Source organism: Henriciella sp. (genome assembly GCF_049649345.1).
Taxonomy (GTDB): Bacteria; Pseudomonadota; Alphaproteobacteria; order Caulobacterales; family Hyphomonadaceae; genus Henriciella.
This window is the reverse complement of sequence record NZ_JBARZC010000199.1, coordinates 1-6,673: the sequence shown is the minus strand read 5'-3', so window position 1 is coordinate 6,673 and position 6,673 is coordinate 1. Positions and strand designations below refer to the sequence as shown.

The 6,673-nt window shown below is 57.4% G+C and carries 8 protein-coding genes; 5 read left to right on the top strand and 3 right to left on the bottom strand.

The genetic code is table 11. The annotated features are described in order from the left end of the window. Window positions 1–600 (bottom strand): tRNA dihydrouridine synthase (locus WA989_RS04970; protein ID WP_424339403.1); only part of this gene is annotated, 600 nt, incomplete at its 3' end. 46 nt (window positions 601–646) lie between these two features. Here WA989_RS04970 and WA989_RS04965 point away from each other — a divergent pair. After that, window positions 647–1,864, top strand: coding sequence for a bifunctional 2-C-methyl-D-erythritol 4-phosphate cytidylyltransferase/2-C-methyl-D-erythritol 2,4-cyclodiphosphate synthase (locus WA989_RS04965; protein ID WP_424339402.1), 1,218 nt, complete (start codon window positions 647–649; stop codon window positions 1,862–1,864). Window positions 1,865–1,867: 3 nt separating this feature from the next. Continuing rightward, window positions 1,868–2,359 (top strand): CinA family protein, encoded by a 492-nt coding sequence (locus tag WA989_RS04960; protein WP_424339401.1) that lies wholly within the window; start codon window positions 1,868–1,870, stop codon window positions 2,357–2,359. Here the strand turns inward: WA989_RS04960 and WA989_RS04955 are convergent. Both WA989_RS04955 and lipA read right to left on the bottom strand, forming a co-directional pair. After that, a complete protein-coding gene (locus WA989_RS04955; RefSeq protein ID WP_424339400.1) occupies window positions 2,356–2,811 on the bottom strand; it encodes a type II toxin-antitoxin system RatA family toxin in 456 nt (151 codons plus the stop codon). The two genes, WA989_RS04960 and WA989_RS04955, sit on opposite strands and share 4 nt — an antisense overlap. Window positions 2,812–2,817: 6 nt before the next feature. Continuing rightward, the gene (gene lipA, locus WA989_RS04950; RefSeq protein ID WP_424339399.1) at window positions 2,818–3,765 is read right to left on the bottom strand and encodes a lipoyl synthase; all 948 of its coding nucleotides are present in this window, start codon (window positions 3,763–3,765) and stop codon (window positions 2,818–2,820) included. 150 nt (window positions 3,766–3,915) lie between these two features. Here lipA and WA989_RS04945 point away from each other — a divergent pair, with 150 nt between their 5' ends. From WA989_RS04945 to WA989_RS04935, 3 genes are all read left to right on the top strand, one after another. Further along, the gene (locus WA989_RS04945; protein WP_424339398.1) at window positions 3,916–5,487 is read left to right on the top strand and encodes an AMP-binding protein; all 1,572 of its coding nucleotides are present in this window, start codon (window positions 3,916–3,918) and stop codon (window positions 5,485–5,487) included. Between the two features lie 87 nt (window positions 5,488–5,574). Continuing rightward, a complete protein-coding gene (locus WA989_RS04940; protein WP_424339397.1) occupies window positions 5,575–6,102 on the top strand; it encodes an ATP-dependent zinc protease in 528 nt (175 codons plus the stop codon). A gap of 40 nt (window positions 6,103–6,142) precedes the next feature. After that, on the top strand, window positions 6,143–6,673 hold a 531-nt coding region (locus WA989_RS04935), incomplete at its 3' end, for a UUP1 family membrane protein (RefSeq protein WP_424339396.1).

Sequence of the window (6,673 nt, the reverse complement as noted above, 5' to 3'; positions counted from 1 at the left end):
GGCAATGACAGGAAGGTCGACGGCCGCGACGGTGTCGCTAATCCTGCCCCAGTCAGCCCGTCCCTTGTAGAATTGGCATCGTGTTCGGCCATGAACGGTAATCATGCAGACACCGCTCTTTTCAGCCTGTCTCGCGATTTCAGGCGCATTGCGCAGCTGGTCATTCCAGCCAAGGCGCATCTTGAGCGACACGGGGCGCCCGTTCGCCCCCTCCAGCGCGGCTTCGATGATAGCTATTGCGAGATCGGGTTCTCTCATCAGAGCCGATCCGGACTGGCCGCCGGTGACCTGCCTTGATGGACAGCCCATATTGATATCGATCTGATCGACACCCGCTTCGGCAAGCAGCGCCGCCCCTGCCCGCATATCGTCCGGGCGGCGCGCCGCCAGTTGCACAATCCAGCGGCCCTTGCCCTCATGCCGGCAGGTGCGGCGCACCATATCAGGCCTTGCGGCAGACAGAGCTTCGCCGGCCACCATCTCGGAGACCACGGCTTCTGCGCCGAAACGGACGGCCTGACGGCGGAAAGCAGCATCGGTCGAACCCGACATCGGGGCCAGCCAAACATGCTCTGCCAGATTTTTGTGCACACTGCTCATGATTTTGTGTCTCTCATAATATTGCATTGCACAATAGATCATCAGGATGCCGGACGCGCTTTCGCAATCGACCTGTGGCCAATGTGCATCAACACGACTATTGGCTAGTCAGATGAAAACGCACGTCATAATCGTTGCGGCCGGACGGGGGTCCCGTGCGCCAGGTGACACGCCAAAGCAGTTTCGCCTGCTTGGTGGCAAGCCGGTTTTGCAGTGGTCTCTAGATGTGTGCCTAAAGAGCGCGCACGTCACATCTGTCTGTCTCGTTCTGCCCGCGTCAGGCGCTCACAGCATTGAGACGCAGCGCTCCAACGGCAAACTGCAAGTCGTAGAAGGCGGCGCAACACGGACCCTCTCCGTTTTGTCAGGCCTGCAAAGTCTAGATGCCGCGCCAGATGATGCCGTCCTGATCCACGATGCTGCCCGCCCCGGCCTGAGCAACGCGTTGATCCAAAAGCTCGTCAGCGCTCTGGATGAGGCCGATGCTGCGGTGCCCGCCCTTCCGGTGAGCGACGCGCTGAAGCGCCAAAGCAGCGGCAAGCTTGAAACGGTGGACCGTGCAGACCTCTATCGTATTCAGACACCGCAGGCCTTCCGGTATGGCCAGATCCAGGCGGCATTGAGCCGCGGCGAGGACGACCTGGTTGATGATCTTGCCGCGGTTGAGAAACTGGGCCTCAAGGTCGAGCTGGTCGATGGCGAACATGGACTCGACAAGATCACTTATGCGGAGGATTTCTCGCGTATGGAAAATCTCCTAAGCCCCACCTCACTGCCTGTTCGCGTGGGCACTGGCTATGACGTCCACAAGTTCGAGGCTGGCGATCATGTGACTCTCTGCGGGACCGACATTCCGCATGAGTTCGGGCTTGCGGGCCACTCTGATGCCGATGCCGGCTGGCACGCCCTCACGGATGCTATTCTGGGTGCCTTGGCTCTCGGCGATATTGGCGATCATTTTCCGCCCAGCGACGATAAGTGGAAGAATGCGAATTCGGGGATATTTCTTGAGCATGCGCTCAAGCTTGCCACCGAACGCGGCTGGGAACTGGGACAGTGTGACATTACGATCATCTGCGAAGCGCCGAAGATCAAGCCGAACCGGGAGACGATGAGACAGAAAACGGCAGACGTCTGTGGCGTTTCGCTTGAAGTGGTGAGCGTGAAAGCAACTACAACGGAAGGCCTTGGCTTCACAGGACGGCGCGAAGGCATCGCCGCGCAAGCGGTCGCTACCCTTATTCGCACAAGCTCAGTGAGTTAAGCCATGTTTCCAGACCGACTTCGAAATCTCTGCCTGCTTGTCTCGGATGAGGCGCGCGAAAGGCGCATCAAGATCGCAACCGCCGAATCCTGCACGGGCGGTTTGCTGGCCGGACTTTTTACAGAATTCTCGGGCTCGTCCGACGTGTTCGAGCGCGGATTTGTGACCTACTCTAATCGCGCCAAAGAAGAAGTGTTGGGGATTCCGGGCGACATGATCGCCGACTATGGCGCCGTCTCGGAAGCTGTCGCGCGGCTCATGGCAGAAGGCGCGCTGGAGCATAGCCGCGCAAATCTGTCAGTTGCGATTACAGGGGTAGCCGGGCCGGGCGGCGGGACACCGATGAAGCCTGTTGGGACGGTTCACATTGCCTGCGCGCGCGAGAACAAGGCGGTTCTTCACGAAGCCTGCTACTTCGGTGACATCGGCCGTGATCAGGTCAGGCTCGCATCACTTGAAACTGCGCTCGAAATGATCCGCAAGCAGATCCCTTAGGGAGCGCCACCATAGCGCCGGTCTGCTTCCTGCCTGAAAGCGTTCATAATCTTGTTGACCGCCAGCTCAGTATTCGCCCGCGCGAGCAGGGACAGGACCGGGTTGCGGAACTCGTAATCAATAAAGAAGTCGATGACGGTATTGTCGTCCGCATCCGCCTTCAGGTCCCAAGTGTTATTCAGGCGTTTGAACGGTCCATGTGCAAGCTCGACCTTGATGGACCTTGCCGCCGGGTCGGCGACCACATCTGTGGCAAAGCGCTCCGAAAATCCCTTGAAGCCGACGCTCGCTTCACCTCGAAACAGCGTCCGGCCATCGGCTTCCCGCTTGTTCATCACCCGCATCGTGCGAATCCATTTGATGAACTCCGGATACCGCCCGACATCGGATATAAGCTCGAATATCTGATCAGGCCGGTGCCTGATGATGAGTGTCTTTGAAAGTTTGGGCACGTCAGTTCAGGCGTTCGCACTCAGCCTGGCGGCTTTCAGTTTAGCGAAGTCTTCTCCGGCATGATAGCTCGACCGGGTCAGCGGCGAGGCCGAGACCATGAGAAAGCCTTTGGATCGGGCGATTTCTTCATAGGCCTTGAACTCGTCCGGATGAACAAAGCGGTCGACGGCTGCGTGCTTGCGGGTCGGCTGCAGATACTGGCCGATGGTGAGGAAATCGATGCCGGCAGAGCGCATGTCATCCATCACCTGCATCACTTCTTCCTTCGTCTCCCCGAGACCGACCATCAAGCCGGATTTGGTAAACTGGTTCGCATCGCGCTGCTTCACGCGCTCCAGAAGGCGGATCGAATGGTAATAGCGCGCGCCGGGCCGGATAGAGAGATAGAGGCGCGGGACGGTTTCGAGATTGTGATTGAACACGTCGGGCGCCGCATCGATGACCCGGTTCTCCCAGCCATCCTTGCGCAGGAAGTCTGGCGTCAGGATTTCAATCGTTGTGCCCAGTGAAGCGGCCCGGATAGCCTCTATGACTGCCACGAAGTGAAGCGCGCCGCCGTCTTCGAGATCATCCCGGTCAACAGAGGTTATCACAACATGCTCCAGCCCCATCTCGGCAACCGCTTCGGCCACGCGGCGGGGTTCATCATGGTCGACAGGTGAAGGCTTGCCTGTGGAGACATTGCAGAACGAGCAGGCGCGTGTGCACACCTCGCCCAAAATCATCATGGTCGCATGTTTTTTGGTCCAGCACTCGCCGATATTCGGGCAGCCGGCCTCCTGGCATACCGTCACCAATCCCTTGGACCGGACAATCTCCTGTGTCTCCGCAAAGCCCTTGCTTGTTGGCGCTTTTACGCGGATCCAGTCCGGTTTTCGCAGCACGGGCGTGTCGGGCCGATTGCGCTTTTCCGGGTGCCGAAATGTTGGCTTGCCATCAATCAGTGTAACCATAGCCCTTAATTGGTCTCCAAGTGCTTTGCCATCAAGCCTTGATTCGGCATGGCTCATCTTCCGTGAATGCGACTGGGCGTTTGCTTCAGTCACTGAATGTGACAATCTGTTTCAGAAATAATTACAAAATTCCAAAGGTGAAGGTCGCTTATGTCCAACATCCCCTCTCCGATCGCATTCAACGTCAAACGCACCAGGATCGATATATTCTCTGCGATATTACGCGCGAAGAAAGAGTTTGGCGGATCAAAGGTCGCTATCGTTGATGGCGACGAGCGGGAGCTCACATACACTGAAATCATCCGGGCGTCATTTGCGCTTGGATCGGCATTGAGGGCGACCACGTCCAAATCCGAATCGATGGGCATCATGCTGCCAACCGGTGCCGGCGCCGTTATCGGATTTCTGAGCATCCTGGCCGCCGGTCGTGTTCCGGCGATGCTCAATTTCACGGCCGGATCTGCGAACCTTCTCTCGTCCATGAAAGCGGCTCAGGTGTCGAAGATTGTGACGGCCCGCAAATTTGTCGAACTCGCCAATCTCGAACCGCTCATCAGCGCGCTCGAAGAACACGCCGAAATCATCTATCTGGAAGACGTCCGCGAGTCGCTCAGCCTCAAGAACAAGCTGGTTGGCGCGATTGGCCCGGTCTTTCCGGGCATGTTTCACTCCAGGCCAGACTATCGCAAGGCCGGTGTAATCCTGTTCACGTCAGGAACAGAAGGCGAGCCGAAAGGCGTCGCGTTAAGCCATCAGAACATTATCGCCAATGTCGAACAGGTCCGCGCGCATATCGGCCTCAATCCAAAAACGGATACAGTCTTCAACCCTCTTCCGACCTTTCACTGCTTCGGTCTTACAGTGGGCGCCCTGTTGCCCATTGCGGCGGGCGTGAAAGCGGTTTTCCACCCTACGCCCTTGCAGCCGAGGGAGATTGCAAAACGCATTCGCCTGACAGGGTCTACCATCCTGCTCGCCACAGACACATTTATCTCGCAATACACGCGGGCGGGCGAGGAGGGTGATATGGATTCGGTGCGCCTAGCAGTCTGCGGCGCCGAGCGCGTCAAGGACGAGACCCGCCAGCTTGTCAGGCGCAAGTTCGATATCGAAATTCTCGAAGGATATGGCGCAACTGAAGCGGCCCCTGTCGTTGCGGCCAACAGGCCGGAAATGAACAAGCCAGGCACGGTTGGCCAGTTCATGTCGGGCGTCGAACATGAACTTGTCCCTGTCGAGGGCATCGAGGATGGCGGCAAACTCAGGATTCGCGGGCCGAATGTGATGCTTGGCTATATGAGGCCGAGCAATCCGGGCGTCATCGACCCAACCGATGAGGGCTGGCATGATACCGGCGACATCGTTTCAATTGACAAGGATGGCTGCATCTGGATCCGCGGGCGGGTGAAACGCTTTGCCAAGATTGGCGGTGAGATGGTGTCTTTGTCTGTCGTGGAAAACTGTGCGAGTGCGATCTGGCCAGATGACATGCATGCTGCGGCGGCCATTCCTGATTCGCGCAAAGGCGAGCAGATCATTCTGTTCACAACATCGCAAACGGCAGACCGCGGCGCGATCATGGCCTGGTCGCAATCTCACGGCGTTTCGGAACTTTCAGTGCCGCGAAAGGTCTATCATGTAGACGAGATACCCGTTCTCGGCACCGGAAAGATCGACTATGGCGCCGTCAACAAGATGGTCCGGGATTTCACCGAAGCCTGATGAATGCATGGTCAGCAGTGCTTGCCATGCCTTGATCACAATTTGGATGTTGAAGGGCGCGCGCAGGAAAGACCCAAAGGAATCGATATGAAAGTCTATAAGTGTGTCGCCGCATCTCTTGCCCTCACCTTCGCGGCAATGCCGGCCTTCAGTGACAGCAAGTCAGACGACGATGACAAACATCTCCTCGGATGGCTCGAGCACGTCCGGATCGCCGACCTCGATATTGAGCTTGATGCCAAGCTGGACACAGGCGCGACGACATCGTCCATTCACGCAGAAATCCTGTCCAAACCCGATCGCAAGAAATTCGACGACGAAGATGAGGACCGCGACATTGTCTTCAAAGTCATCAACGAGGATGGCGACGAACGAACGATCGAAACCGAAGTCGTGCGCTGGGCGGCGATCAAGACCAAAAAAGGTGGCGTGCTGTATCGCCCGGTCGTCGATCTGGAATTCTGCCTTGGCGGACGTCTCATTGAAGATGAGGTCACACTCGCAGACCGTGCACACTTCAATTATGAGACGCTGATCGGCAGAAATATGTTGAAAAAAGCGGGAATTATTGTCGACTCTGGAGAAATCTATACCAAGAAAGCGCGCTGCAGCTAGAAATAGCCTGGCGATCTGATGGGATGAGCGGAGTCTACGGGTGAAACGCACACAATTGCTAATCATTGTCGGCGTTCTTATCGCGACGGCTCTCGGCATCTTCTTTTACAAGGTCACGCAACTCGGCTTTCCGGTCGCGCCTGATCTTGATTCCGATACGTGGACCCTCGAGGCGAAGGTCTCCTTCCGGGGAGACGGCGATCCCGTAACCCTGAGACTGGCGCTGCCGGAATCGGAAGGTCAGTTCTCCGTTGTCGACGAGTCCTTCATTGCGTCCGGCTTCGGGATAGAGACCACAACCGATGAAACCGGCCGCAGAGCGGTGTTTGAACGGCGCGCTCAGGATGGCAATGCCGTCGTGTTCTATAGAGCGAAGCTGATCTCTGTAGACCGCAGGCTGGGTTCGAATGAGAACAGGCCAACGCCGGAGGCTATTTCCGATTATCGCCGGTCCGAACGCCGCCGCGCCATTCAGGAGAATGCGACGCCGCTTCTTGTAGCCCTTGATTCAGTTTTGTCCGAAGCGCTCGAGAAATCGGCTGGGGAGCGGAGCTTTATCACGCAGCTTGCA